20 protein-coding genes and 1 pseudogene are annotated in these 25,456 nt (G+C 71.6%); 12 read left to right on the forward strand and 9 right to left on the reverse strand.

Annotated features, from left to right (window positions below; all coding sequences use genetic code 11):
• Positions 1–13 precede the first annotated feature (13 nt).
• Both AB0B57_RS28840 and glpX read right to left on the reverse strand, forming a co-directional pair.
• Complete coding sequence (locus AB0B57_RS28840; protein WP_357076535.1) at positions 14–1,003, reverse strand: DMT family transporter; 990 nt, start codon at positions 1,001–1,003, stop codon at positions 14–16.
• On the reverse strand, positions 1,000–2,031 hold the full coding sequence (glpX, locus tag AB0B57_RS28845; protein WP_357076538.1) for a class II fructose-bisphosphatase: 1,032 nt from the start codon (positions 2,029–2,031) through the stop codon (positions 1,000–1,002). Before glpX ends, AB0B57_RS28840 begins: the two co-directional genes overlap by 4 nt.
• A 159-nt stretch (positions 2,032–2,190) precedes the next feature.
• On the opposite strand from glpX, the gene AB0B57_RS28850 reads away from it, so the two are divergent.
• Together AB0B57_RS28850 and AB0B57_RS28855 are read left to right on the forward strand one after the other, a co-directional pair.
• A complete protein-coding gene (locus AB0B57_RS28850) occupies positions 2,191–2,838 on the forward strand; it encodes a DUF4245 domain-containing protein (protein ID WP_357076540.1) in 648 nt (215 codons plus the stop codon).
• 191 nt (positions 2,839–3,029) lie between these two features.
• Entirely contained in the window at positions 3,030–3,878 is an 849-nt protein-coding gene (locus tag AB0B57_RS28855; protein WP_357076543.1) for a hypothetical protein, read from the forward strand.
• Between the two features lie 43 nt (positions 3,879–3,921).
• Here the strand turns inward: AB0B57_RS28855 and AB0B57_RS28860 are convergent, their stop codons facing one another.
• A complete protein-coding gene (locus AB0B57_RS28860) occupies positions 3,922–4,143 on the reverse strand; it encodes an exodeoxyribonuclease VII small subunit (RefSeq protein WP_141907898.1) in 222 nt (73 codons plus the stop codon).
• Positions 4,144–4,173: 30 nt separating this feature from the next.
• Positions 4,174–5,403, reverse strand: a complete 1,230-nt coding sequence (gene xseA, locus AB0B57_RS28865; RefSeq protein ID WP_357076546.1) for an exodeoxyribonuclease VII large subunit — start codon at positions 5,401–5,403, stop codon at positions 4,174–4,176.
• 140 nt (positions 5,404–5,543) lie between these two features.
• On the opposite strand from xseA, the gene AB0B57_RS28870 reads away from it, so the two are divergent.
• Together AB0B57_RS28870 and AB0B57_RS28875 are read left to right on the forward strand one after the other, a co-directional pair.
• Positions 5,544–6,530 carry a 4-hydroxy-3-methylbut-2-enyl diphosphate reductase gene (locus AB0B57_RS28870; protein ID WP_357076549.1) on the forward strand — a complete coding sequence of 329 codons (987 nt, stop codon included), beginning with the start codon at positions 5,544–5,546 and terminating at the stop codon, positions 6,528–6,530.
• 40 nt (positions 6,531–6,570) lie between these two features.
• Positions 6,571–7,032, forward strand: coding sequence for a hypothetical protein (locus AB0B57_RS28875; RefSeq protein ID WP_357076552.1), 462 nt, complete (start codon positions 6,571–6,573; stop codon positions 7,030–7,032).
• A 16-nt stretch (positions 7,033–7,048) separates the two neighbouring features.
• Here the strand turns inward: AB0B57_RS28875 and AB0B57_RS28880 are convergent, their stop codons facing one another.
• Positions 7,049–8,212 (reverse strand): DNA recombination protein RmuC, encoded by a 1,164-nt coding sequence (locus tag AB0B57_RS28880; RefSeq protein ID WP_357076556.1) that lies wholly within the window; start codon positions 8,210–8,212, stop codon positions 7,049–7,051.
• A 54-nt stretch (positions 8,213–8,266) separates the two neighbouring features.
• Here AB0B57_RS28880 and AB0B57_RS28885 point away from each other — a divergent pair, with 54 nt between their 5' ends.
• Positions 8,267–9,109: a hypothetical protein gene (locus AB0B57_RS28885; protein WP_357076559.1), complete on the forward strand. Its 843-nt coding sequence runs from the start codon at positions 8,267–8,269 to the stop codon at positions 9,107–9,109.
• 67 nt (positions 9,110–9,176) lie between these two features.
• Here the strand turns inward: AB0B57_RS28885 and ppc are convergent, their stop codons facing one another.
• Positions 9,177–11,963 carry a phosphoenolpyruvate carboxylase gene (gene ppc / locus AB0B57_RS28890; protein ID WP_357076562.1) on the reverse strand — a complete coding sequence of 929 codons (2,787 nt, stop codon included), beginning with the start codon at positions 11,961–11,963 and terminating at the stop codon, positions 9,177–9,179.
• Positions 11,964–12,263: 300 nt separating this feature from the next.
• Here ppc and AB0B57_RS28895 point away from each other — a divergent pair, with 300 nt between their 5' ends.
• Complete coding sequence (locus AB0B57_RS28895; protein WP_357076565.1) at positions 12,264–13,304, forward strand: S66 peptidase family protein; 1,041 nt, start codon at positions 12,264–12,266, stop codon at positions 13,302–13,304.
• A 59-nt stretch (positions 13,305–13,363) separates the two neighbouring features.
• On the opposite strand, the gene AB0B57_RS28900 is transcribed toward AB0B57_RS28895, so the two are convergent.
• Both AB0B57_RS28900 and AB0B57_RS28905 read right to left on the reverse strand, forming a co-directional pair.
• Positions 13,364–14,242, reverse strand: coding sequence for a serine hydrolase domain-containing protein (locus AB0B57_RS28900; RefSeq protein ID WP_357076568.1), 879 nt, complete (start codon positions 14,240–14,242; stop codon positions 13,364–13,366).
• A complete protein-coding gene (locus AB0B57_RS28905) occupies positions 14,200–14,523 on the reverse strand; it encodes a hypothetical protein (protein WP_357076571.1) in 324 nt (107 codons plus the stop codon). The genes AB0B57_RS28900 and AB0B57_RS28905 overlap by 43 nt, the downstream gene beginning before the upstream one ends.
• A 274-nt stretch (positions 14,524–14,797) precedes the next feature.
• On the opposite strand from AB0B57_RS28905, the gene AB0B57_RS28910 reads away from it, so the two are divergent.
• The 3 genes from AB0B57_RS28910 (at position 14,798) to AB0B57_RS28920 (ending at position 18,090) form a co-directional block, all read left to right on the forward strand.
• Positions 14,798–16,072, forward strand: coding sequence for a sensor domain-containing protein (locus AB0B57_RS28910; protein ID WP_357076574.1), 1,275 nt, complete (start codon positions 14,798–14,800; stop codon positions 16,070–16,072).
• 5 nt (positions 16,073–16,077) lie between these two features.
• Positions 16,078–16,728 carry a response regulator transcription factor gene (locus AB0B57_RS28915; protein WP_357076607.1) on the forward strand — a complete coding sequence of 217 codons (651 nt, stop codon included), beginning with the start codon at positions 16,078–16,080 and terminating at the stop codon, positions 16,726–16,728.
• A 1,143-nt stretch (positions 16,729–17,871) separates the two neighbouring features.
• A complete protein-coding gene (locus AB0B57_RS28920) occupies positions 17,872–18,090 on the forward strand; it encodes a hypothetical protein (RefSeq protein WP_357076576.1) in 219 nt (72 codons plus the stop codon).
• 241 nt (positions 18,091–18,331) lie between these two features.
• Here AB0B57_RS28920 and AB0B57_RS28925 read toward each other — a convergent pair whose 3' ends face one another.
• Positions 18,332–19,309 carry a cyclase family protein gene (locus tag AB0B57_RS28925; protein ID WP_357076579.1) on the reverse strand — a complete coding sequence of 326 codons (978 nt, stop codon included), beginning with the start codon at positions 19,307–19,309 and terminating at the stop codon, positions 18,332–18,334.
• A 374-nt stretch (positions 19,310–19,683) separates the two neighbouring features.
• Here AB0B57_RS28925 and mfd point away from each other — a divergent pair, with 374 nt between their 5' ends.
• The 3 genes and pseudogenes from mfd to AB0B57_RS28940 all read left to right on the forward strand — a co-directional run.
• Positions 19,684–23,313, forward strand: coding sequence for a transcription-repair coupling factor (mfd, locus tag AB0B57_RS28930; RefSeq protein WP_357076583.1), 3,630 nt, complete (start codon positions 19,684–19,686; stop codon positions 23,311–23,313).
• Between the two features lie 162 nt (positions 23,314–23,475).
• The gene (locus AB0B57_RS28935) at positions 23,476–24,300 is read left to right on the forward strand and encodes a hypothetical protein (RefSeq protein ID WP_357076586.1); all 825 of its coding nucleotides are present in this window, start codon (positions 23,476–23,478) and stop codon (positions 24,298–24,300) included.
• 2 nt (positions 24,301–24,302) lie between these two features.
• Positions 24,303–25,265: pseudogene (locus AB0B57_RS28940) on the forward strand (nucleoside triphosphate pyrophosphohydrolase); the annotation flags it as partial.
• Positions 25,266–25,456 lie beyond the last annotated feature (191 nt).

The following is a 25,456-nucleotide window of genomic DNA, read 5'->3' on the forward strand; positions in this document are numbered from 1 at the left end:
GTGCGTGGGGTGTTCAGCGCGCGGGTTGGTCGGCACGGGGGGCCGGTGGCGCCAGCGCGGCGATCAGCACCGCCACCATGGTCAGTGCTGCCCCGAGCAGGGTGTTCACACCGGGGTGGGAGGCCGCGGTGGGCAGCACCAGGTCCAGCAGGACCGCCCCCACGATCTGGCCGGCGATGGTGGCCAGACCGAGCAGCAGCACACCGGTGAACCGCACGATCGCGGCGGCGATCGCGATGAACACGATGCCGATCGGGCCGCCCAGGTAGAGCCACGGCTCGCTCGGCAGGTCGCCGGTCGGCCAGCCGCGTACGGCGGTGTCGACGGCGAACGCGACGAGCAGGGTGACCGTCCCGACGGCGAAGTTGACGAGGGTGGCGGTCAACGCGCTGTCGGCCGCCGCCCGGACCCGCCCGTTGACGGCCTGCTGCCAGGCGATGCCCAGGCCGGCGAGCAGGGGCAGCAGGGCAAGCGCCAGCGTGCCCGGATCGCCGAGCCGGTCGGCCACGGCCAGGCCGACCGCGAGCACGGTGAGCACCGCGCCGGCGAGTCGCTGCCGGGTGACCGGCTGCCGGCCGGTCGGCCCGATCCCGGCCCGGTCCACGGCGAGGCTGCTGCCGGTCTGGCCGGCCACCACCGCCACGGTGAAGACCGCCACGCCGAGCGTGCCGATGGTGAGCCCCTGGGTGGCCACGAGGAAAGCCCCGCACATCCCGCCGAGGCACTGCCACGGCCGCAGCGTTCCCGTTGCCAGGGCACGCCGCGTCGCGGCCAGGCCACGTCGCCCGCCGGGGGTGGCGGGCACCAACACCAGCAGCACCAGCAGGCCGACGCTGAACGAGACCACCGCGGCGGCGAACCCGTCGGCCAGGCGTACCCCCAACTCGCCGTTGATCCTCGACTGCACCGCCACCGCCACCCCGGAGACCGACGCCAGCGCGACGCCGGTGATCCGGCGGGTCGCGGAGAGAGCCTGCGGTGTCGCGGCGCCGGTGGCGGTCACTCCTGCTCGGCCAGCGGCCGACCGTCGAAGTCGACAGCGGAGTAGAGCGCCAACTTCTCCAGCCGGTGGTACGAGTCGATCACCCGGATCGTGCCGCTCTTCGACCGCATCACGATCGACTGGGTGTACGCGCCGCCGGCCCGGTACCGCACCCCGCGCAGCAGATCTCCGGAGGTGACCCCGGTCGCCACGAAGAAGCAGTTGTCACCGGTGACCAGGTCGTCGGTGGCCAGCACCCGGTCCAGGTCGTGCCCGGCGGCGAGCGCCTTCTCCCGCTCCTGCTCGTCGCGCGGCCAGAGCTTGGCCTGCATCGCACCGCCCATGCACTTCAGGGCGCAGGCGGAGATGATGCCCTCCGGGGTGCCGCCGATGCCCATCAGCACGTCGACCTCGGACTCGCCCCGGGCGGCCGCGATGGTCCCCGCGATGTCGCCGTCGGAGATGAACCGGATGCCCGCCCCGGTCCGGCGGATCTGGGTGACCAGGTCGTCGTGGCGGCTGCGGTCCAGCACGCAGACCGTCACCTCGGACACGTCGGAGCCCTTGACCTTCGCGATCCGGCGCAGATTTTCGGCCACCCCGGCGTTGATGTCGATCACATCGGCGTACGCGGGACCGACGGCGAGCTTCTCCATGTAGAAGACGGCGCTGGGGTCGAACATCGCACCCCGCTCGGAGACGGCGAGCACGGCGACGGCGTTCGGCATGCCCTTGCTCATGAGGGTGGTGCCGTCGACCGGGTCGACGGCGACGTCCACCTCCGGGCCGGTGCCGTCGCCGACGTGTTCGCCGTTGAAGAGCATCGGGGCGTTGTCCTTCTCGCCCTCGCCGATCACCACCACGCCGCGCATCTGGATCGAGTTGATCAGCTTGCGCATGGCGTCGACGGCGGCCCCGTCGCCGCCCTCCTTGTCGCCCCGGCCCACCCACCGGCCGGCGGCCATCGCGGCGGCCTCGGTGACCCGGACCAGGTCGAGGGCGAGGTTTCGGTCGAGATCCTGTGGGATCCGCGTCCTGGTGTTGGTCATGACGGCTGCTCCTCCTCGCGACGGTGCGGGGACGACCGGCGGCGGGGCGGTCCCCACTGCCGGCTCTGTCGCTGATCCTCACACGATGGCCGACCCGGGGTTGGCGCGGGGCGGTGATGGCCTGGATACCGCCGGTCGGGCGGCTGCGAAGATGGAGGGGTGGAGCCCGCACAGCCAGCCGACCGCGTACCCGCCGACCGCACGCCGCCCGACGGTCAGCCGCCGGCCGACGTCCCCGTCGGCCCCGGTGGTGACCCCGCCGGCGATGAGCCGACGCCGCCACCGGGAGTAAAGCCCGCCAAATCCGAACGGTCGCCGAAGGACATGGCGATCTCGTTGCTGGTGCTGCTCGTCCCGATCGCGCTGCTGCTGGCGTTCTACCGGGGCTTCCTCGGTGGTGACCAGGCCACGACAGTCGATCCGGCCCCGGCCATCGAGCAGGCCCGGTCGGCGAACGTGTTTCCGGTGAGCCAGCCGGAGGGGCTCAGCTCCGAATGGTCGACGGTCAACGCCCGCTACCAGACTGTCGACGGCGGCGCGAACCTGCGTATCGGCTATCTCACACCGGAGGGGCGGGGCATCCAGCTCCTACAGAGCAGTGTGCCGGCGGAGCGGCTGCTCCCCGCCGAGCTGACCGACCAGGGTCAGCCCCGGGGCCCGACCGAGCTGGCCGGGCGGACCTGGCAGCTCTACACGGCCCGGGGCAACCAGCAGGCGCTGGTCCTCCTGGAGCCGACCCGCACGGTGATCGTCGTCGGCGACGCCCGGGACAACGAACTACGCGAGCTGGCCGGCTCGCTGCGCTGACCGGGCTCGGTGGTGGTCGGAGAGGGCAACCGGACAGAAGGGTGATTGTCCGACCCGTCAACAGGGAACAGAGAGGGAGTGATCCGGGCGCGCTGCTCGGCCCGGATCGCGCGGCGCGGCCGACGGTGCTGCCGCGTCGCCCGGTTTCCGGCGCCGTCCAGGCCGTCGGGTGACCCTCTTGGGAGACACGTATGACTGTCCGACGACTCGGTGCCGGCCTGGTAGCCGCTGCCCTGATCACGCCCGCACTGGCCGCCTGCGGCAACGGTGGGACCGGCACCGCCGGATCGACCGCCACCCCGACGGTGACCGCGTCTGGCACGGCGAGCGCGTCCGGCGCTCCGGCGGCGGGCGACGCCAAGCAGGCCCTGCTCGACTCCACCAAGGAGATCAGCAGCGGCAACTTCCGATTCACTCTCGCTGGCGCCGGCTCGACGGCCGAGGGCCAGGTGCACCAGCCGAGCCAGAGCGCGGCGATGAAGTTCGCCATCGGCGGCCCCTCGTCCGACCTGGCCATGAAGCTCGACGTGATCCACTACAAGCCGGACAGCTGGGTGAAGCTGGAACTGACCGGCCCCACCGCCGACAGCCTGCCCGCCATCAAGCAGCTCAACCTCGGTAAGTACCAGCACCTGGACCAGGCCCGGATCAAGGGCAACCGCAACCTCGGCTTCGACTTCGACAAGGTCGACCCGGCCGGCAGCGCGGTGCTGACCCAGAGCATCACCGAGGTCCGCAGCACCGGCACCGGCGCGTACGCGGGCACCATCGACGTCACCAAGGCCGCCGAGGCGGGCTCGTTGAACGCCGCCACGATCGCCGCGCTGGGCACCCAGGCGAAGACCGTTCCCTTCACCGCGAAGGTGGACCCGCAGAACCGCCTCAGTGAGCTGGTGCTGCAGTTGCCGGCCGCCGGGCAGACCGCCGCCCAGGAGATCAAGATGACGTACTCCGACTACGGTGCCGCCACCGCCGCCCAGAAGCCGCCGGCGGACCAGGTCGTGGAAGCGCCAGCCGAGCTGTACAGCCTGTTCAACTGACGTACGCGCGTGGGGCGGCTCCGGCCGCCCCACCGGCGGTCGGTCAGGAAGCGGGCTCCTGCCGGGCGGCGTCGATCCGTGCCCGCGCGCCGTCCAGCCAGCGTTGACAGATCACCGCCAGCGCCTCACCGCGCTCCCAGAGCGCCAGCGACTCCTCCAGGGACGTGCCGCCGGCCTCCAGCCGCTCGACCACCGAGGCCAGCTCGGCGCGGGCCTGCTCGTAACTGAGCCGTTCGTCCGGCCCGGCCTTCGTGTCGTCGCTCATCGCACCCATCTCAGCACACCGCCCGCCGGGTCACCGCGTCGCCACTGCGCCGTCGACCGTGGCGGACAGTTCGCCGTCGGCCAGTCGTACCCGCAACGGGTCGCCCTTGCCGACGTCGGACGCCGCGCGGACGACGTGGCCGTCGGCGCGCTGCACGATCGCGTACCCCCGGTCGAGGGTGGCGGCGGGGGAGAGCGCACGCAGCCGGGCGAGGGTGTGGCGCAGGTCGTCGCCGGCGGCGCCGAGCCGGTGCGCCAGGCAGCGGCCGGCCCGTTGGCGTAACGCGGTCAGGTCGGTCGCGCGATGCTCCACCATCACCTGCGGTCGGGCCAGCACCGGCCGGGAACGCAACCCGTCGAGCCGGTGCGTCTCCCGGTCGACCAGGTTGCGCACCGCCCGTTCCAGGCGGTGCCGGGCCTGACCGATGAGGCGTACCTCCTCGGTGAGGTCGGGGACGACCCGCTTGGCCGCGTCGGTCGGGGTGGAGGCGCGGACGTCGGCGACGTAGTCGATCAGCGGTGCGTCCGTCTCGTGGCCGATCGCGCTGACCACCGGGGTACGGCAACCGAACACCGCGCGGCAGAGCGCCTCGTCGGAGAAGGGCAGCAGGTCCTCGATGCCGCCACCGCCCCGAGCGATGATGATCACGTCGATGCTCGGGTCGGCGTCCAGGACCTTGAGCGCGTCGATGATCTGCGGCACCGCGGACGGGCCCTGCACGGCCACGTTGACCGTGCGGAACTCCACCGCCGGCCAGCGTCGCCGGGCGTTGGTCAGCACGTCCCGCTCCGCCGCCGACGCGCGGCCGGTGATGAGCCCGATCCGGCCGGGCAGGAACGGCAGTCGGCGCTTGCGGGCGCGGTCGAAGAGCCCTTCGGCGGCGAGCAGCTTCTTGAGCTTCTCCAGCCGGGCCAGCAGCTCCCCGAGCCCCACCTGACGGATCTCGTCGGCGCGCAGGCTGAGCGTGCCCCGGGCGGCGTAGAACTCCGGCTTGGCGTGCAGCACCACCCGGGCACCCTCGCGCAGCTCCGGTGCCCCGGCGTCCAGCACGTCCCGGTTGGTGGTGACGGTCAGGCTCAGGTCGGCCGACGGGTCACGCAGGGTGAGGAAGACGGTGCTGGCCCCGGGACGGCGGCTGATCTGCGCCACCTGCCCGTCCACCCACACCCAGCCGAGCTTGGCGATCCACGCCCCCACCTTCTGGCTGACCACCCGCACCGGCCAAGGTTCCTCCGCACTGCTCCGCGCCCCCTCAGTCACCCGCCCACCCTACGGACCCCACGGCCTGCCCCCGTGGCCTGCCCCGTTGATCATGAGGTTATTGCCCCTGGTGTCGGCGTGTCGCAGCAATAACCTCATGATCAACAGGCCTGGAGGGGGCCGGCACGTACGATGGGGGGGTGACTGAGGCTCAGGCGACTCCCCGGACCGGCAAGCGCGTGCTCCTGGCGAAGCCCCGCGGCTACTGCGCCGGCGTCGACCGCGCGGTGCAGACCGTCGAGGAGGCACTGAAGCTCTACGGTGCCCCGATCTACGTGCGCAAGCAGATCGTGCACAACAAGCACGTCGTGCAGACCCTGGAGGCGCAGGGCGCGATCTTCGTGGAGGAGAACGAGGAGGTGCCGGAGGGGTCCACCGTCATCTTCTCCGCGCACGGCGTCGCTCCCGAGGTCTACGAGCAGGCCAAGGCGCGCTCGCTGAAGGCGATCGACGCGACCTGCCCGCTGGTCACCAAGGTGCACCACGAGGCGAAGCGGTTCGCCGCCGAGGACTACGACATCCTGCTCATCGGTCACGAGGGGCACGAGGAGGTCATCGGCACCGCCGGCGAGGCCCCCGCGCACATCCAACTTGTCGACGGCCCGGACGGCGCCGACAAGATCACCGTCCGCGATCCGGAGAAGGTCGTCTGGCTCTCCCAGACCACACTCTCGGTCGACGAGACGCTGGAGACGGTGGCCCGGCTCAAGCAGCGGCTGCCGCTGCTGCAGTCCCCGCCCAGCGACGACATCTGCTACGCCACGTCCAACCGGCAGCACGTGGTCAAGGAGATCGCCGCCGACTGCGACGTGGTGATCGTGGTCGGCTCGACGAACTCCTCCAACTCGGTCCGCCTGGTCGAGGTCGCCCTGGACGCGGGCGCCCGCGCCGGCCACCTGGTCGACTTCGCCCACGAGATCGACGACGCCTGGCTGGAGGGGGCCAACACGGTCGGCCTGACCTCCGGCGCGAGCGTCCCGGACGACCTGGTCCAGGAGGTGCTGGCCTACCTCGCCGCGCGGGGCTTCGCCGACGTCGAGGAGATCACCACCGCCAACGAGCGGCTCACGTTCTCACTTCCGCAGGAGCTGAAGCGGGACATGAAGGCCGCGGCGGCGCGCGGCTGAACACGGGAACGAACCCGGCCCGGCGTACGTCAGATTCGGCATGAGGACCTTTCGGCTCGTCGTCTCCGCGCTGACCGTCTGCGTGGCGCTGAGTGCCTGCGGCAGCCAGGACGCCGGAGGCGGCAACCCCCCGCCGACGCCGACCGGCACGGTGACCAGCCAGCCCACGCCCGACCCGACCGGCACGCCGTCGAACGTCGACCCCGCGCCGACCGGCACGCCATCGGTCGTCGACCCCGCACCGACCGGGATGCCGTCACGCCCGAAGCCGGGCGGCCCGAGCACGCCCCCGGGAGTCCGGGCCACCACCCTGTCCGGGGTGGTTCAGGGCGGGGTGGAGCCCGGCTGCGTCCTGCTCGACGGCTACCTGCTCCTCGGGGGGCCGCGAGACGTGCTGACCCCGGGTGCGCGGGTGGAGGTCAGCGGCCGGGCCGAGCCCGGCATGATGACCACCTGCCAGCAGGGCACCCCGTTCGTCGTGTCGAACGCCAACCGGTCCTGAACAGCCGCGCCAGGCGCTAGCGGGTCGTGACCTCGTCGTCGGCCGGATCGGCCAGCTCGGGTGCCTGCGGCTGCCGGGGCGTCAACTCGACCTGCGCGGGCGTGGCCAACTCGTCGTCCGAGACGCCCAACTCGGCGAGCTTGCGGGCGCTGACCAGCACCCGGGCCTCCAACGACCCGACCGCCCGGTTGTACGCGGTCACCGCCCCGGCCAGCGACGACCCGAGCTTGCCCACGTGGTCGCCAAGCGTGGAGAGCCGACCGTACAGCTCCCGCGCGAGGGTGTGCACCGCGAGCGCGTTGCGGGCCAGCGCCTCCTGCCGCCAGGAGTACGCGACGGTCCGGAGCAGGGCGACGAGCGTGGCCGGCGTGGCCAGCACCACGTTGCGGGTGAACGCGTGCTCCAGCAGCGTCGGGTCACGTTGGAGTGCGACGTCGAGGAACGTGTCGGCCGGAATGAACAGCACCACGAACTCGGGTGAGTTGTCGAACGCCGACCAGTAGGACTTGGCGGCCAGCGCGTCGACGTGCCCTCGCAGGTGCCGGGCGTGCGCGTCGAGGTGGGTGTCCCGGCCGCGCTCGTCGCGGGCCTCCATGGCCGTCAGGTACGCCTCGAACGGTGCCTTGGCGTCCACCACGACCGATCGGCCGCCGTGCAGCCGGACCACCAGATCCGGTCGGACGACCTGCTGGTCGGTGGCGGCGGTGACCTGCTCGGAGAAGTCGCAGTGCTCCAACATGCCAGCCGCCTCGACGATCCGGCGTAGCTGGTGCTCGCCCCAGCGGCCCCGCACCTGCGGCGCGCGCAACGCCGCCACCAGTTGCTTGGTCTCGGTGCGCAGCTCACCGGAGACGGCGGTCATCGAACGGACCTGCTCGCGCAGCTCGGCGTACGCGTCGACCCGGTCGTGTTCCAGCTCGGCCACCCGCAGCTCGTAGCGGCGCAGGGTGTCGTGCAGCGGCGCGACCGCCCGGGCCACCGCCTCCTGGGACTGCGCGGTGGCCTCGTAGCTCAGCGCCCGCATCGACTGCTCCAGCCGGCCCTCGCCCTCCCGGGTGGCGGCCAGGGTGGCATCGAGGCGGGCGATGTCGGCCGCCGAGCGGGACCGGGCCGCAAGCCAGCCCACCGCCCCGCCGGCACCGAGGCACACGATCACCAGGAGCAGGGTCGAGACGTCCATCACCGGAGCTTGCCAGACGGATACGACGCGACAGGCGGGGGTACGTTCGATGACATGGAACTTGTGTTGTGCCTCGCGGTCGTGCTGGTCGGCGGGCTGGGCGCCGCGGCGCTCGTCCGCGCCCAGGCCAACGCCCGGCAGCGCACCGCGCTCGGCGACGCCCGCGCGGAGGCGCAGCGGTGGTACGAGCGCCTCGGCGGCCAGTTGATGAACCTGCAGGGCGACGAACCAGCGGTACGCCAGGCGCTGGCCGATGCCGGTGAACGGTACAACGCGGCCGGCTCGCAGTTGGAGCAGGCGCGTACGCCGCACCAGTTCGGGTTGGCGCGGGAGACCGCGCTGGAGGGGCTGGCGTACATCCGGGCGGCGCGTACCGCGCTGGGCATCGATCCGGGTCCGGAGGTGCCGACGCTGGCCGCCGCGCGGGGCGTGGGGCAGCTCACCAAGGAGCGCGAGGTCGACGTGCAGGGGCAGACCTTCCGGGCCGGCCCGCAACCCGGCCGGGAAACGCCCTACTACTACCCCGGTGGGCGTTACCAGGGTCGGCCGGTGCCGGCCGGGTGGTATTCGACGCCGTGGTGGAAGACCGCGCTGGGTGCCGGCGCCGGTGTGCTCGGCGGCATCCTGATCGCCGACGCGCTGTTCTCGCCCGCCTTCGCCGACCCCGGGTACGGCTACGACGCCGGCTACCAGGAGGGCTTCGGCGACGGCGTCGACCAGGGCAGCGCCGACCAGGACTTCGGCGGTGACCAGGGCGGCGACTTCGCCGGCGGTGACCAGGGCGGCGACGTCGGCGGTGACTACGCCGGTGGGGACTTCGGTGGTGGCGGCTTCGGTGGTGGGGACTTCGGTGGCGGCGACTTCGGTGGTGGGGACTTCGGCGGCGGCGACTTCTGACAGTCGTGCACACCTACGGAAACGGGCCCCGGTCGCAGCGACCGGGGCCCGTTCTCGTACCTGTTGATCAGCCGGTGTTGCGCATGCCGGCGGCGATGCCGTTGACCGTGGTGAGCAGCGCGCGTTCCAGGGCGGTGCCGTCGCTCGGTGCGCGTCGGCCGCCCGGGGCGGTGGCGATCGCCCGCCCGGCGGCACCGGACTCCCGGTACTGCCGCAGCAGCGCCACCTGGAGGTGGTGCAGCGGCTCCAGGTAGGTGTCCCGGACGGCGAGGGTGCGCTGGAGCACCGGCGAGTTTTCCAGCAGGGCGGGTGAGGCGGTCACCGCCAGCACCTCCCGCTTGGTCAGCTCGTACTCCTGCTCGATCTGTTCGAAGATCGGGTGCAGCTTCTTCGGGACCAGGGTCTCGACGTACCGGCGGGCGATGCTCAGGTCGGTCTTGGTCACCATCATCTCGACGTTCGACAGGAACGTGCGGAAGAAGTGCCAGTTGCGGTGCATCTCGGCGAGCACGTCCGCCAGACCGGCCTCGCGGGCGGCGGCCAGCCCGGAGCCGACGCCGAACCAGCCCGGCACGATCTGCCGGGTCTGCGTCCAGCCGAACACCCACGGAATGGCCCGCAGACCGGACAGCCCCGCGCCGGTGTTCGGGCGCTTCGCCGGCCGGGAGCCGATGTTCAGCGCGCCGAGCAGCTCGGTGGGGGTGGACGCCCAGAAGTACGCCGGCAGGTCCGGGTCCTCGACGAGCGACCGGTAGCGCCGGAACGCCGACTCGGAGACCTTGTCCATCGTCGCGTCCCAGCGTTCCAGCATCTCGGCCGGCTGCCGTGGCGCGGTGTGCAGCAGGGTCGCCTGGAGCACCGCGGCGAGGGTGAGCTCCAGATTTTCCCGGGCCAGGGACGGCAGGGTGTACTTGTCGGAGATCACCTCACCCTGCTCGGTCACCTTGATCGCGCCGTCCAGCGTGCCGTACGGCTGAGCCAGGATCGCCTCGTGCGTCGGCCCGCCGCCGCGACCGACCGTGCCGCCCCGGCCGTGGAACAGCCGCAGGTGCACCCCGTGCCGGGCGGCCACGTCGCGCAGTGCGCGCTGCGCGCGGTGGATCGACCACTGGCTGGTGGTGATCCCGGCTTCCTTGTTGGAGTCGGAGTAGCCGAGCATGACTTCCTGCACGTCGCCCCGGGCCCGCACCAGCGCCCGGTACGCGGGCAGCGACAGCAGGTCGTCGAGGAGTTCGCCGCCGGCGTTGAGCTCGGCCGGGGTCTCCAGCAGCGGCACGAACCCGACCCGGGCGCGCCCGCTGTGCACGTCCACCAGGCCGGCCTCGCGGGCCAGCACCACCGCGGCCAGCACGTCGTCGACACCCATGGTCATCGAGATGATGTACGACTCGATGACCTCGGTGCCGAACCGGTCCTGGGCCTCCCGGATGGTGCTGAACACGTCGAACGTCTTGCGGGCGGGCTCGGAGAGCGGGGTGTCGAGGGTGGACAGCGGTCGCCGCCCGGTCAGCTCGTCGGCGAGCAGCTTGGTGCGTTCCAGTCGGGTCAGCGCCGGATAGTCGGAGACCTCGCCGACGGCCTCGTAGAGCTGGGCGAGCACCGCGTGGTGCGCCTCGGCGTGCTCCCGTACGTCCATGGTGGCCAGGTGCAGGCCGAACGCGGAGACGGTACGGATGGTCGAGGCCAACCGGCCGACGGCGGTGAGCTGCCCGGAGTTGCGGGCCAGCGAGGCGCGCAGCAGGTCCAGGTCGGCGATCAGCTCGGCGGAGCCCCGGTAGTCCCGGCCCGGCACGTGCGCGGTGCCCTGGCGCAGGCGTTGCCGGGTGTTGGCGAGCTTCGCCTTCACGCAGCGCGCCTTGAGCCGGTACGGCTCCTCGGCGTTGACCCGCCGGAACCGCGTCGCCACCTCGGGCAGGGCGTCCAGGTCGGCGGCGAGGCTGGCGGAGAGGTCCAGCGACACCCCGCGCAGTCGGCGGGAGACCGACACCTCGTTGATCAGGTGGTCCATCGCTTTCTCGGTGGCCGCGATGCCGTGCTCGTACTGGATGGTCAGCACCTCGCGGGTGACCGCCGGGGTGACGAACGGGTTGCCGTCGCGGTCGCCGCCGATCCAGGTGCCGAAGCTCAGCGGCCGGGCCGTCGGCGAGGTCTCCACGCCGAGGGTGCGCAGCGTGTCGGCCAGATCGTCGAGCACCTGCGGGGCGGCCTCGGCGTAGAGGTCGCGCAGGTAGTAGATGGCGTTGCGGGCCTCGTCGGTCGGGTCCGGTCGGTCGAGGCGCAGCTCGTCGGTCTGCCACATCAGGTCCAGCAACTCGGCCAGGCGGCGGTTGGCCGGGCCCTCGTCGCTGGCGCCGTAGAGGATCGCGTTGGCGGTCTCGGTGTCCAACTCGTCGGCGATCGCGCGCAGCTTGGACAGGATCGAGCGGCGGGCCGCCTCGGTCGGGTGGGCGGTGAAGACCGGGCGGACCGCCAGCCGACGTGCCGCGTTGGCGATCTCCTCGGCCGGCACCCCACGCTCGGCGATCATCTTGGCCGCCTGGTCCAACCAGCCGCCCTGCACCGCGCGACGGCGGCGCAGGTCCCGGGCGCGGTGCACCTGCTCGGTGATGTTGGCCAGGTGGAAGTAGGTGGAGAAGGCGCGGGCCAGCTTGGTGCCGGTGGTCACGTCGAGCCCGCCGAGGCGCTGGGCGGCCGCCGGGGCGTCGGTGCGGACCTGGGCGCGGATCTCCTCGACGAGGTCGAGCAGGGGGCGACCCTCCTGGCGGGCCAGGGTCTGACCGAGCAGGGTGCCCAGTCGGCGGATGTCGGCACGCAGCGCGGCGTCGGGGCCGTCGTGGTCGTGCTGGTCAGTCACGGTGCGCTCCCTCACGTGGATGCGAAGGACAGCGCTGTCCGACTCACTGGATGGTATCCGCGCCCACCGTATGTCTGGAGACCCCCGGGTGATCCACTGCCCCTGGGGCGGTGTTTTCGGGCGTGATCTCAGCCACCGTTTCGGGCTGATCCGGAGCCGCCGGAGGCTGGCCAGTGGCCGGGCGGGGCGACCGGGTCTGGCGGTGACGGTCCGGCGGCACCGAACCAGGCTCGCGCTGACCAGCGGCGGTTTGCCAGCTGCCGGGCGAAAACCGCTTGGCTGACCGATTAGCGTCTGATCATGGTGTCGCTGCGCTACCCGCCCAAGCCGCGTCCGGGCGACCGGGTCGCGGTCGTCTCACCGTCCGCCGGCCTACCGGCGATTTTCCCCCACGCGTACGAGTTGGGGCTGCGCCGGCTGCGCGAGGAGTTGGGACTGGAGCCGGTGGAGTATCCGACCACCCGGGTCACGGGGGCGGACCCGCGCGACCGGGCCCGCGACCTGACCGCCGCCTTCGCCGACCCGAGCGTCACCGCCGTGCTCGCCACGGTCGGCGGGAACGACCTGATCACCGTCACCCCGTACCTCGACGACGACGTGTTGCGGGCCAACCCGAAGCCCTACTTCGGCTACTCCGACAACACCAACGTGCTCAACCACCTCTACCGGCTGGGCATCGTCGCCTACCACGGCGGATCGGTGCTCGTGCACCTCGGCCGCCCGGGCGCGCCGCACCCGCTGACCTTCGACTCGCTGCGCGCCGCGCTGTTCACCACCGACTGGTACGCGCTGACGCCCGCGCCCGCGTGGGGTGACCGGCCGAACCCGTGGACCGAGCCCGAGACGCTGGCGTACGAGCCGGAGATGCTGCCCGGCGAGGGCTGGCGTTGGCAGGGACCGGAACGGGTGGTGCGGGGGCGCACCTGGGGTGGCTGCCTGGAGATCCTGCACTGGCTGATGGCCACCGACCGGGTGCCGACCCGCGACGAGTTGGCCGGGGCCGTGCTGGTTGTCGAGACCTCGCAGGAGATGCCCAGCGCGCAGGAGGTGTTCCGGATCGTGCGCAACATGGGGGAGCGGGGCCTGCTGACCGCCTTCGCGGCGATCGTCGTCGGTCGTCCGAAGGCGTGGGACTTCGACAAACCGCTGTCGGTGCCGGAGCGCTCGGCGTGGGGCGCGGCCCAGCGGGAGGCGATCATCCGCGGCCTCACGCCGTACAACCCGGAGGCGGTGGTGGTCTTCGACGTCGACCTCGGTCACACCGACCCGCAGTTGATCATCCCGTACGGCGGCGAGATCCTTGTCGACGCCGTCGACCGCCGGATCTCGGTGCGTTACTGACGGGACCTGTGCGGTGCACGCACCCGGTGGGGAGGTGCGTGCACCGGAATCCGCAGGTGTCAGTCGGTCGCGCAGAGGACCGACCGCAGCGCGGCCAGGGCGCCCGCGCTCGCCGGCACCGGCGGCAGGCCCCGAACGTCGGCGTCGATGTCGTAGACGTTGCCGGCGAGGACAAGCTGCCGGGAGTTGTCCAGGCTGGTCGCCGCGATGCTGGTGAAGCCCGGCCCGCCACCGTCGGTCGTCCACACCGACGTCGGGCCCGCGGCGCAGGGCACCGTCATCCGTTGCACGCCCAGCCCGTACCCGTCCGGCCCGTCGTCGGTGGGCACCAGCGTCTCCAACGCGCGCTGCTGTGCCGGCGCGAGCAGTCGCCCGCCGAACAGCGCCCGATGGAACCGCGCCAAATCCGCCGCCGTCGAGATCATCGCCCCGGCGGTCCAGTCGTAGGACGGGCTGAACGTGGTCACATCTCGCCCGGCCAGGTCGTAGCCGTGCAGGTGCCGACCGTGGATCTCCGGGTCGGTGACCGGGAACGAGGTGTGCCGCAGACCCAGCGGTCCGATGATCCGCCGCCGCACCTCGGACGCCGCGTCCCGGCCGGTGACCGCCTCGATGATCAGACCGGCCAGCAGGTAGTTCGTGTTCGAGTAGCCCCACGAGGTGCCCGGGGCGAAGTCCGGTCGGTGAGCCACCGCCAGGGCGATCACCGTGCGGGGTGCGATGACCCGGTCCCAGTCGTGGTCGTCGAGGTACGGCGCCCAGAAACTCCGTTCGCCGGTCGGGTCCCAGATGCCGCTCGTGTGGTTGAGCAACTGCCGGACGGTGATCGTCGAACCGTCGTTGCCGTTACCCCGGACGACCCCGGGCAGCCACCGCTCGATCGGATCGTCGAGGGTCAACCGACCCTCGCCCACCAGTTGCAGCAGCACTGTCGACACGAACGCCTTGGTGTTGCTGGCGATCCGGGCCGGTCGTCCGGCCGGGCCCGCGCCCCGGTGGCCCGGTCGGCCATCCCCGCCGCCACCTGCCACCGTCGGCCATCCACCCGGCCGTACGCCACCGCGGCGGGAAAGCCGTCCGCGACCAGTTGGTCGAGCGCGGCGACCATCGCCCGGCGTTCCGCCCCTGGTTGGCCGGCACGAGCCGGCAGGGGCGCGACGGCGAGTGTGGCGACCAACGAGCCGACCGACACCACCACGGCCCACAGCTGACGCATCATGATCTTGCTCCCATCGACGTGACGACGTCTGTCCCCGTCGACCCTGCCGAAGTGCGGAGCGCGGGTGAATGCGGATCTCCCGCCGGTCGGGTGGGGTTAACCCGACAGATCACGACGGGTTGGCCGGCTGGGCGGGCGGCTCGTGCCCCGGCATGCTGAGCGGACACTCCGGTAAGCGTCGGCGCGGGATCAGCCGGCGCGTTGGCGTCCGGCGTTGTGTTGACCGGCACGGTCTCGCCCGCCGTGGTGTCGTCCGGCAGGTCGGGAGGATCAGATGACGCGTCTGCGGCAACTCCGCCATCAGGTCGGGTACGTGCTGGTCGGCCTGCCGCTGGCGGTCGTCGGCTTCGCGTACGCCGCTCTCACGGTCGTGGTCGGCGGCATGCTCTCGCTGACGCTGCTCGGCCTGCCGCTGCTGTCCACCGGCGTCCTCGGCGCTCGCGGTTGGGGCCGGCTGCACCGCGCTCTCGCCCGCGCGGCGCTCGGGCTGCGGGTCGACGCGCCACGCCCGGTCCGCCGACGGCCCGGCCCGGTGGGGTACGTCCGCACCGGCCTGGGCGACGCCACGGGGTGGCGGGCGATGGCCTATCTGATCGTCAAGCTGCCGGTGACCGTGCTCGCGGCGGCGGTGGTCGCGGTCTTCCTCTGCTACCCGGTGTTCCTGCTCAGCCATCCGCTCTGGTGGAAGTTCATCCAGCCGGTCAACACCGACAGCACGGGCCGGCCGCACCGCGCCGCCCTGCAACTCGGGGACTTCTTCTTCGACACCTGGCCCCGATCGTTCCTGCTGGCCGGGATCGGTGCCGGGATGCTTCTCGCCGGCCCCTGGCTGCTGCGCGGCGTGCTGTTCTCAGACGAGCTGCTGATCCGCGGCCTACTCGGCCCGAGCAGCCTCGACGACCGGGTCGACACCCTCGAACGGACCCGCGCCCTGGCCGTCGACGACGCCGCCGCGCTGCTGCGCCGCATCGAACGCGACCTGCACGACGGCACCCAGGCGCAACTTGTCGCCCTGGCGATGAAGTTGGGCATGGTCAAGGAGAAGCTCGCCGACGGGGCCGGGCCGGAAGCCAGGGCACTCGTGGAGACCGCGCACCGGGACGCGAAGACCGCGATCACCGACCTGCGGGACCTGGCCCGGGGCATTCACCCGCCGATGCTCGACAACGGGCTGGAGGCGGCGCTGGCCACCCTGGCGGCCCGGGGCGCCGTACCCGTCGCGTTGCGGGTCGCGTTGCGTGAGCGGCCGTCGCCGGCCGTGGAGACGATCGTCTACTACTGCGTCGCCGAGTTGCTCACCAACGTCGCCAAACACTCCACCGCCCGGCGGGCGACAGTCGACGTACGCCAGGAGGGCGGCCTGCTGCGGGTGCGGGTCTCCGACGACGGCGACGGCGGAGCCCGGATCGGGTCGACGGCCCGCGCCCTGCCCGGCGGCGGGCTGGCCGGCCTGCGCGACCGAACCCGTACCGTGGACGGCACGATGCGGATAGACAGCCCACCCGGCGGGCCGACGCTTGTCACCGTGGACCTCCCGGTACGGCCGTGACCGGGCTGCGAGTGGTCCTCGCCGAGGACTCCGGGATCCTGCGCGACGGGCTCACCTACCTGCTCAGCGACCGGGGGCACCGGGTGCTCGCCGCCGTGGCCGATCCGGAGGCGCTACGGGTCGCCGTCGACGAGCACCGGCCGGACATCGCGGTGATCGACATCCGGATGCCGCCCACGTACACCGACGAGGGGCTGCGGGCGGCGCTCGCCGTCCGCGCGGCCCATCCCGGCACGCCGGTGCTGCTCTTCTCCCAGTACGTGGAGACCCGGTACGCGGCACAGTTGCTCGCCGGCGGTGCCGGGGGAGTCGGTTACCTGCTCAAGGACCGGGTCGCCGAGGTCGGCGAGTTCGTCGACGCGCTCACCCGGGTCGCCGCCGGGGCGACAGTGCTCGACCCGGAGGTGGTGACGCAACTGCTCGGTGCGGCCCGCGGTGGCGAGGAGTTGGCCAGCCTCTCCGAGCGGGAACGGACCGTCCTGGCCCTGATGGCCCAGGGGCGGTCGAACGTGGCGGTCGCCGCGGCGCTGTTCCTCAGTGTGGGGGCGGTGGAGAAACACATCACCAGCATCTTCGGCAAGCTCGGCCTGCCCCCGTCCGAGAGCGACCACCGCCGGGTCATCGCGGTGCTGCGCCACCTCCAGGCCGGCTCCTGACCCGCCGCTTCGGCGATGCTCCCGGGGGGACCAGCACTCATGCCGCGTTCCGCCTCGCCGCAGGGCGAGCCTTTCCCCATCGGGAGATTTTGTGACGACCCGATAACCCCGCGTACAGGGTGCGGGATCGGTCGGTCTCCGCTGACGTCCGCAGTGCGTTGCGGCTTCTGGCGGGCGATAACCGGCGCGCACGCGGACACTGCGGCACCAGATCCCGCTCTTCCGCCAGAACCAAAGGTAACCAGCGGTGGAAAAGAGCATTTCCGCTTTCCGGCGGAGGCGATTCTGGATTGCCGCCCACCAATCCGCATTCGACAATTAGGCTCTGCCGACGCGTGCCGCGAGCTTGTCTTTTGAAGGTGGAAGCGCTCCCATGCCGCACAAAATGTAAGGGCGACGCCCGCTGAAGTAGTGAACCTCTGGGGCGTCGCCCTTACCTACCCCCTGCCGCAAAACGGGGGGTAACGCCTGTCCCGTGAGTATGTCCAAGACCAACGGTCAGGCGAGAACGGGGTAGCGCTAAGTTCTTTGGCTCGGCTGGGCCCCACCTTGCCGACAATGCGCAGGGTTGGCAACCCCGCTTGCGGTCATCGGTACTCACCGGTAGGCGCGGAAAGCGACATAGTTAGACAAAAATTAAAGACACTCATCTTTGCCGGGCTGTGATTTGGAACACAAGGCCAGAGTGCGCCTTGTATTTCTTTCATTTGACGGATGACACGGTTCGCATCCCTCAGTGACCAACGAACGACTCAACGTGATGGTCACGGTTCGACGAGGGTCGACCGTCGGAGCTTCCTAGTGTGATGCCCGTCACCCGCAGTCCTTCAAAAGCTTTCAAATTGGACAGGATGCAAGGGGTCACGCTCCTGTCACTGTCGCGGCATACGGTTTACTCTCCAGCAGTACTTCCGTGAGACCACCCGTATGCCGCCTGTTCTTTCCGGCTTCCAGTCAACGGACCGCAAACCGTCGGAGGCCGGGAAAGGCTGCTGTCGCGTGGAGTCCAAGACCAGCGCACCACATCAGGAAGAGAGAGGGGAGCCAACGGTGGCTTTCCGCAGTCCTGGTCCTCTCATGCCCCGGTGGCAGCTCTTGCCGCCGGGGCCCGGGACCATCATCACGGCCGTCCTCGTGGCGTCCGTGTTGCTCACCGTCCTTGGCCAGCCGCTGTTCGCACTGGCGGCCGTTCTGTTGGCCCTGGCCGCCTGCTTCGCAACCGCGGGTTGGATGCACCATCGCCAGAACGCGGAGAAGTCGGACGAGTCCGGCCGCGAGGACAGGGACGTGATCACGGTCGAGCCCCTCGTCGTGCCGTCCGAGACGGACACCAAGCCGGCTCCGCCGGCACAGGGGCGGTGAGTTCGATCGGCCTGTGTCCGCTTGGTTGAGTGGATGGGCCCGGACACCCCGGCAACCTCCACAACCACCTGGACAGCCGTCTTCCGATGGCTGGCGAGAGACGACCCCTCCGCAGCCTGAGGTGTGACCGCACCACGCCTAGCAGCCGAATCCCCGCCACCCGAACAGGGTGGCGGGGATTCTTGGCTATGCCAGCTGTGTCGGGACAGGAAGTGCGAGATCGCGGGGGTGGGGGCGGAGTTCAGAGGGTTACGAGGGCGAAGGCGCGGACCGGGAAGGTGCCCATGCCGGCCACCCTCGGTGGGGCCGCTGTGAACCGGAATCCGCTCGGCGGCAGCGCGTCCAGGCCGGTCAGGTGCTCCACGACCGGGATGCCGGCGGCGAGCAGGGTGCTGTGCGCGGGGCGTACGCCGCCGGCCGCTGGACTCATGTCGTCGATGTTGATCGAGTCGATGCCGACCAGGGCGGCGCCAGCGTCGGCCAGCGCCTGGGCGGCGTCCCCGGTCAGGTAGGGCGCCTCCGGCGCGCCGTACCGCTCGGTGCCGAAGTGCACGTCCCACCCCGTGTGCAGCAACACCGCGCACCCCGCCACCTCGTACGGCGCCAACATCAGCCGGTCCACGGCCCGGGTGCCGGCCGGCACGCGAACGACCACACCGGGCAGGTCGGCGAGGCGGCTCAGGGACACCCCGGCCAGGTCGTCGCCGCCGGCCCAGCGGTGGGCGGGGGTGTCCAGGTACGTGCCGGTGTTGGCGATCATGTCGATCCGGGCCACGTGGAACTCGGTGCCCGGCGCGTAGTTCGCCCGGGACGCCGCGAAGGTCAACCAGTCACTGATCCGCGGGGCCGGCCAACCTGGCAGGGTGCTCATCCCGTCGCTGATCACGTGGCTCAACTCGACAAGTCGACGATCGGAGCCGGCTTCCTCGACGGCGACGCCCCGACCACCCTTGTGCGGCTCTTCGATGATCGTCTTCGCGCTGATCCGGACCTCGGCGACCATCAGCAGCCCGAGGTGCCGGACGAACAACACCGCCAGGTCGTCGTCGCTGATCTCCGGACCCGGAATGTCCAGCCGAAACTCCTCGGTACGTAGCCCGCCGCCGTTGGCGAAGCTCACCTGCGCGTCGAACTGTGCCCGCCACTGCCCCATCACGAAACCCGACCACAGGGACCACCCACCGGTCAAGATCCACGCTTCGGCTGGTGGGGTTCGCACCGCACGATCTTGAGGCGCGAACGAGGGCGGCAGTGCGAGCGGCCCCTCCCCGGGCGGCCACGTGCGCGGATCTTGGGGCAGGTGTCAGGTGCGCGAGGGCTGGGCGTGAGGTGCGGGGGCTGCGGGCGCGGGGGGCATCGGGGCGTGGCGCGGGCCGGGGTCCCCGCGGCGTGGGCGCGTGTATCGGGGTCCGGGAGCGTGGCGCATGCCTGGGCGAACGGGTTCACGGGTGGGGTGTCGAGCGCGACGCGACGCGGACCTCGGCGGAAGGGGTTGTGTGTCGGCGCGCGGAGATAGGCTTGTCGTCGTGCACCCCTCGTCCAGCTGGACGCGGGGCCGCCGTCGTGTGCGTCGACTCCCCTGGAAGGTTTCCCTTGCTCACCGGTCTGTTCTCCGCCGCCCTGGCCGACCCGGGGCTGACCCGCGCGCGTGACCTGGCGCGCTCCGGTGCCGCCCAGGTCGACGGCCTCGACATCACCGCTCCCGCCGCGCTGCGCCCGTTCGCCGTCGCGGCTGTCGCCGCGGACAACGAGGGTGCCGGGCGGCCGGTGCTCGCCGTGACCGCCACCACCCGCGAGGCCGACGACCTGGCCGCCGCGTTGGGTGGGTTGCTGCCCGCGGAGCAGGTGGTGGTCTTCCCATCCTGGGAGACGCTGCCGCACGAGCGGCTCTCCCCACGCTCGGACACGGTGGGTCGGCGGCTGGCTGTGCTGCGCCGGCTGGCACACCCGGAGGCGACCGACGCGCACGGCGGCACCGGGCCGCTGCGGGTGGTCGTGGCGCCGGTCCGTTCGCTGCTCCAACCGCAGCTCAAGGGGCTCGGTGACCTGGAGCCGGTGCAGCTCGCCGCAGGCGAGGAGGCGGACCTGGAGGAGGTCGCCCACCGACTGGTCGACATGGCGTACGCCCGGGTCGACCTGGTCACCAAGCGCGGCGAGTTCGCGGTGCGCGGCGGCATCCTGGACGTCTTCCCGCCCACCGACGAGCACCCGTCCCGGGTCGAGTTCTGGGGCGACGAGGTGGAGGAGATCCGCACCTTCGCCGTCGCCGACCAGCGGACCATCGAGCAGGTTCCGCTGCTCTGGGCACCGCCCTGCCGTGAGCTGCTGCTCACCCCGGCGGTCCGGGACCGGGCCGCCGCGCTCGCCGAGCAGCACCCCGAGCTGGCCGAGATCCTGGACAAGCTGGCCGAGGGCATCCCGGTCGAGGGCATGGAGTCGCTGGCGCCGGTGCTGGTCGGCCCCGACTCGCTGGAGCTGCTGCTCGACGCCATGCCGGCCGGCACCCACGTGCTGCTGTGCGATCCGGAGCGGATCCGCACGAGGGCGCACGATCTGGTGCGTACCTCGGAGGAGTTTTTGCAGGCCAGTTGGGCTGCCGCCGCGGTCGGCGGCCAGGCCCCGGTGGACGTCGGCGCCGCCGCCTTCCGCACCCTCGGCGAGGTGCGCGCCGCCGCCGGCAAGCTCGGCCAGCCGTGGTGGACGCTGTCCCCGTTCGGTCTGGTGGAGGGGGAGACCGCCGAGGCGCGGCAGCCCTGGGAGGACGCGCCGGAGCAGGCCACCGTCACCCCGGACGACGCCATCGCGGTGACCCTGTCCGCCCAGCCGGCCCCGCTCTACCACGGTGAGACCGCGCGGGTGGTCGACGACCTCAAGCGCTGGGCCGGCGAGGGCTGGTCGATCGCGCTGGTCTTCGAGGGGCACGGCCCGGCCCAGCGGGCGGTGGAGGTGCTGCGCGACGCCGGCCTGGGCGCGCGGTTGACCGAGGAGGTGCCGACCGCGCCCGTCCCGGGTGAGCTGGTGGTGACCTGTGGCGCGCTGAGCAGTGGGTTCGTCGACGAGGCGTCCCGCTTCGTGCTGCTCACCGGCAACGACGTGACAGGTGGTCGGGGCACCTCGACCCGGGACATGCGCAAGATGCCGAGCCGGCGACGCAACACCATCGACCCGCTGGAGCTCAAGGCCGGCGACCATGTGGTGCACGAGCAGCACGGCATCGGCCGCTACGTCGAGCTGGTGCAGCGCACCGTCAACGGCGCCAGCCGCGAATACCTGGTCATCGAGTACGCGGCCAGCAAGCGGGGCCAGCCCGGCGACCGCCTGTTCGTGCCGACCGACCAGCTCGACCAGCTCTCCCGCTACGTGGGCGGCGAGCAGCCGACCCTGCACAAGATGGGCGGCTCGGACTGGCAGAAGTCCAAGGCACGGGCCCGCAAGGCGGTCCGGGAGATCGCCGCGCAGCTCATCCAGCTGTACGCCGCGCGCAAGGCGTCCAAGGGCCACTCGTTCGGCCCGGACACCCCGTGGCAGCGCGAGCTGGAGGACGCCTTCCCCTGGCAGGAGACACCGGACCAGCTCGCCGCGATCGACGAGGTCAAGCGGGACATGGAGCAGACCGTGCCGATGGACCGGCTGATCTGCGGCGACGTCGGCTACGGCAAGACCGAGATCGCGGTACGGGCGGCGTTCAAGGCCGTGCAGGACGGCAAGCAGGTGGCGGTGCTGGTGCCGACGACGTTGCTGGTGCAGCAGCACTACAACACGTTCGCCGAGCGGATGAGCCAGTTCCCGGTGCAGATCCGGCAGCTGTCGCGGTTCCAGACCCCGAAGGAGACCGAGCGGACGCTGGAGATGGTCGCCGACGGCACCGTCGACATCGTGATCGGCACCCATCGGCTGTTGCAGACGGCCACCAGGTTCAAGCAGCTCGGGCTGGTGATCGTCGACGAGGAGCAGCGTTTCGGTGTCGAGCACAAGGAGCACCTGAAGACGCTGCGCGCGTCTGTCGACGTGCTGAGCATGTCGGCCACCCCGATCCCACGGACCCTGGAGATGGCGATCACCGGCATCCGGGAGATGTCCACGATCGCCACCCCGCCGGAGGAGCGGCACCCGGTGCTCACCTTCGTCGGCGCGCAGGACGACCGGCAGGTGGCCGCGTCCATCCACCGCGAGTTGCTGCGCGACGGGCAGGTCTTCTACCTGCACAACCGGGTCGAGTCGATCGACCGGGCGGCGCGGCGACTGCGGGAGTTGGTGCCGGAGGCGCGGGTCGCGGTGGCGCACGGCCAGATGGGTGAGGACGCCCTGGAGAAGGTCATGGTCGGCTTCTGGGAGAAGGAGTTCGACGTCCTGGTCTGCACCACGATCGTCGAGTCGGGCATCGACATCCCGAACGCCAACACGCTGATCGTGGAGCGTGCCGACCTGCTCGGCCTGGCCCAGTTGCACCAGATCCGTGGCCGGGTCGGCCGGGGCCGCGAGCGGGCGTACGCGTACTTCCTCTACCCGCCGGAGAAGCCGCTCACCGAGCACGCCCACGAGCGGCTGGCGACCATCGCCCAGCACACCGAGCTGGGCGCCGGCATGTACGTGGCGATGAAGGACCTGGAGATCCGGGGCGCCGGCAACCTGCTCGGCGGCGAGCAGTCCGGGCACATCGAGGGTGTCGGCTTCGACCTGTACGTGCGGATGGTCGGCGAGGCGGTCTCCGCGTTCAAGGGTGAGCGGTCGGAGGACGAGCCCGACGTCAAGATCGATCTGCCGATCGACGCGCACCTGCCGCACGACTACGTGAGCGTGGAGCGGCTGCGCCTGGAGATGTACCGCAAGTTGGCCGAGGCGCGCGACGAGGAGCGGCTGACCGAGGTGATCGCCGAGATGACCGACCGGTACGGCGAGCCGCCGGCACCCGTGCAGAACCTGGTGGAGGTGGCGCGGTTCCGCCTGCTGGCCCGCCGGTACGGCCTGACCGACGTGTCCATGCAGGGCAAGCACGTGCGGTTCGGCCCGCTGCCGTTGCCGGATTCCAAGCAGATGCGGCTCAAGCGCTACCACCCGGACGCCGTCTACAAGCAGGCCACCGACCAGGTCAGCGTGCCCCGCCCGAGCACCCGTCGGGTCGGTGGCGAGCCGTTGCGTGATCAGGCGCTGCTCCAGTGGTGCGCGCAGTTGCTCTCCGATGTGCTGGGTGCTCCCGCCCCGCTCGCCGTCGCGGCGGGCTGAGGCGGGAGCCAGCGTGCGGCGGGAGCCGGAGCCAGCGGGGGCGGGAGTCAACGTGCGGCGGGAGCCAGCGGGGGCGGGAGCCAGCGTGCGGCGGGTGCGGCGGAGGTCGGTGTGCGGTGGGGGCCGTCACAGCACGGACGTGGGCATGAGAGAGTGACGGGCATGCGTGCTCGCCGTGTGATCGCCGCCGCCAGCGTCGCGGCCCTGGGTGTCCTTTCCCTCGCTGCCTGCGGCAGGTCCGCGCCGGACGTCGCCGCGTATGTCGGTGACACCACCTATTCACTGGATCGGGTCGACGCGATCTACGCCGACGTGCAGGCGAAGTACGGCGAGACGGTCCGGCAGCAGGCGGTCCAGGCGGGTGCGACGCCGTCGCCGGAGCAGTTGCGCTCGAAGATCACTCGCCAGGACGTGGTCGACCTGCTGGTCAGCCTGGATCTGGGTAAGCGGGTCGTGGCGGCGAAGAACGTGCAGGTGCCCGACGAGATCACCCCGCAGCAGCTCGAACAGAACCTGCGGGTGCCGGCCACCACCGAGTACGCCACGCTCTGGGGCGAGTGGATCGACATGCTTCAGGTGCTCAACCAGCAGCTCCCGCCGGCCGAGCTGAGCGACGACTCGCTGATGGCCGTCTACAACGCCCTCGCGAAGGCCGGGGCGATCGACGGCGGCATGTCGGTGGCCGATGTCCGCAAGGCGTTCGGCGACGGTGGCTTCGTGCGCAGCGCCACCGCCCTCAGTGCCGCTCTGGAGGCGGAGGCCGATCGGGTCGACGTGTCGATCAACCCGCGCTACCGGGCGGTCGGGGTGCCGTCGGTGGTGAGTAACGGTCAGTCGCTGATCTTCTATTCGCTGCCGTTCATCAACGAGGACGGCCCGGTCACCGACATCTCCACCCCGGAGCCCGTGCGGTCTACCGCTGACCCGGACGCCGGCCCAGGCGCTGGCCCCGACGCCGGCCCGGGCACCGAGGGCACGGCCAGCTGAGCATGACGGCACGGATCGTCCTGCTGGTCACCTCACCCCGGCTCCCGGCCGGCCTGCTGACCTCCGCGGCCTGGGACGTCGTACGCCAGCACCCGGTGTTGACGGGTGCGGAGAGCGAGATGACCACCGCCGTGCGCCAGGCGGGCGCCGAGGTGACAGTTGTGGACGGTCCGGCGACGCAGCCGCTGCTGGATGCGGTGGCGACGCACGGCACGGTGGTGTGGCTGGCCGGCCCGGCGGGCGACGAGGCGCTGGCCCGGGAGTTGGGTCTGCGGCTGGCCCGGCAGCCGGGGCTGGCCGAGATGGAGCTGATGTACGGCTCGTGGGACCCGCCGGGCGCCCGGCTGCTCGACGCGGTGGCCGTGTTGGATCGGCTGGCCTCGCCGGGCGGTGACCCGTGGAAGAGGGCCCAGACGCACCGCAGCCTCGCGGGTTATCTGCTGGAGGAGAGCTACGAGGCGTACGACGCGATCAGCGCCGACGACACCGACGCGCTGCGCGAGGAGTTGGGCGACGTCCTGTTGCAGGTGGTCCTGCACGCGCGGCTCGCCGAGGAGTTGCCCGAGGACGAGCGGTGGAGCATCGACGACGTGGCGGGTGGCCTGGTCGACAAGATGATCCGGCGTAACCCGCACGTCTTCGCCGGGGCGGAGGCGGGCACCCTGGAGGAGATCACCGAGAACTGGGAGCGGATCAAGCGCGCGGAGAAAGCGCGGAGTTCGGTGCTGGACGGTGTGGCCCTGAGCCAGCCCGCGCTGGCCCTGGCCGCGCAGATCCTGGACCGCGCCGGTCGCCGAGGCATCGAGGTCCCACTCCCGGTGGCCGACGCCGAGGTGGCCGCCGAAGCGAGACTCGGCGCCAGCCTGCTGGCCGCGGTCGCGGCGGCCCGCGAGGCAGGAATCGACCCCGAAGCAGCCCTCCGCCGCACCACCCTCGCCCATGCCGAAACCATCCGCAAAACCGAACCCAAACCCAAACCCAAACCCCCACCCGCCGCCCCACCCCCACCCCCACCCCCACCCCCACCCGCCGCCCCACCTCCCGCCCCACCCGCAGACCCACGTTGATCATGGAGTTATTGCCACGACACGCCGCTTGGGGTCAAGGGGTGAGTGCAATCGTTAGGTAGCGATGAGGTGGTCCAGGCGTTCGGCTG

The organism is Micromonospora sp. NPDC049101 (genome assembly GCF_040648675.1).
GTDB lineage: Bacteria > Actinomycetota > Actinomycetes > Mycobacteriales > Micromonosporaceae > Micromonospora.